Raw genomic sequence first — 1,921 nt, forward strand, 5'->3', positions numbered from 1 at the left:
AGCTCACTCCCACTCCCAGTGAAGATGTCCGGCGGCGACCTACTCTCCCACACCCTCGCGAGTGCAGTACCATCGGCGCAATCGAGCTTAGCTTCCGGGTTCGGAATGGAACCGGGCGTTTCCTCGACGCTATGACCGCCGTAACACGACGAGACCGAACCAGCCCACCCACACACCCCACAAAACCGGGGCACATGGCGGGGTTGTCTCTTCAGAACCACACAGTGGACGCGAACACAGCAAACAATCAAAAAATGTGTTGATAAGTCATCGGCCATTAGTACCAGTCAGCTCCACACGTTGCCGTGCTTCCACATCTGGCCTATCAACCCAGTCATCTACTGGGGGCCTCTCACACAAAAGTGTATGGATATCTCATCTTGAAGCAGGCTTCCCGCTTAGATGCTTTCAGCGGTTATCCCTTCCCGACGTAGCCAACCAGCCATGCTCTTGGCAGAACAACTGGCACACCAGAGGTCAGTCCATCCCGGTCCTCTCGTACTAGGGACAGGACTTCTCAAATATCCAACGCGCGCAGCGGATAGGGACCGAACTGTCTCACGACGTTCTAAACCCAGCTCGCGTACCGCTTTAATAGGCGAACAGCCTAACCCTTGGGACCAACTCCAGCCCCAGGATGCGACGAGCCGACATCGAGGTGCCAAACCATGCCGTCGATATGAGCTCTTGGGCAAGATCAGCCTGTTATCCCCGGGGTACCTTTTATCCGTTGAGCGACACCCATTCCACAATGAGGTGCCGGATCACTAGTTCCTGCTTTCGCACCTGCCCGACATGTCTGTCTCGCAGTCAAGCTCCCTTGTGCACTTACACTCAACACCTGATTGCCAACCAGGCTGAGGGAACCTTTGAGCGCCTCCGTTACTCTTTAGGAGGCAACCGCCCCAGTTAAACTACCCATCAGACACTGTCCCTGATCCGGATCACGGACCGAGGTTAGGAATCCAGAACGACCAGAGTGGTATTTCAACAATGACTCCACACTCACTGGCGTGAATGCTTCCCAGTCTCCCACCTATCCTACACAAGCCGTCCCGAACACCAATATCAAACTGTAGTAAAGGTCCCGGGGTCTTTCCGTCCTGCTGCGCGTAACGAGCATCTTTACTCGTAATGCAATTTCGCCGAGTTCGCGGTTGAGACAGTGGAGAAGTCGTTACGCCATTCGTGCAGGTCGGAACTTACCCGACAAGGAATTTCGCTACCTTAGGATGGTTATAGTTACCACCGCCGTTTACTGGGGCTTAAATTCTCAGCTTCGATCCGAAGATCTAACCGGTCCTCTTAACCTTCCAGCACCGGGCAGGCGTCAGTCCGTATACAGCGTTTTACAACTTCGCACGGACCTGTGTTTTTAGTAAACAGTCGCTTCTCCCTGGTCTCTGCGGCCCTCAAGGCTCTCACCTCTCGGGCCCCCCTTCTCCCGAAGTTACGGGGGCATTTTGCCGAGTTCCTTAACCACGATTCTCTCGAACGCCTCGGTATTCTCTACCTGATCACCTGAGTCGGTTTCGGGTACGGGCGACCGTATTCGTCACGCCGGAACTTTTCTAGGCAGTACAGGATCACTCACCTTCGCCCCTACGGGATCCCCATCACGTCTCACCCAATACGGCACCGCATTACCGGTGCTCGGGCTGCTCGTTTGGACGGACTATTCCATTGAGTCCGCGGAAGCTACCTCTCTGCGTCATCCCCTGCGCTGACCTACTACAGCCTTGGTTCCCAGCCTCACCATCAGCCACACCCCGAAGGGCATGGCGACAGCTCGGGTGGTTAGCATCAGCTGCCTCGGTATGGGTCCTCCTACGATCGGTTCGGGAATATCAACCCGATGTCCATCGACTACGCCTGTCGGCCTCGCCTTAGGTCCCGACTAACCCAGGGCGGATAAACCTGG

At 55.6% G+C, this 1,921-nt stretch carries 2 rRNA genes; both read right to left on the minus strand.

The window, feature by feature from the left end:
- Positions 1 to 26: 26 nt before the first annotated feature.
- A 5S ribosomal RNA gene (gene rrf, locus AC5020_RS16900) occupies positions 27 to 143 on the minus strand.
- Positions 144 to 258: 115 nt separating this feature from the next.
- A 23S ribosomal RNA gene (locus AC5020_RS16905) occupies positions 259 to 1,921 on the minus strand; the annotation flags it as partial.

The organism is Brachybacterium sp. SYSU DS0246 (genome assembly GCF_059391765.1).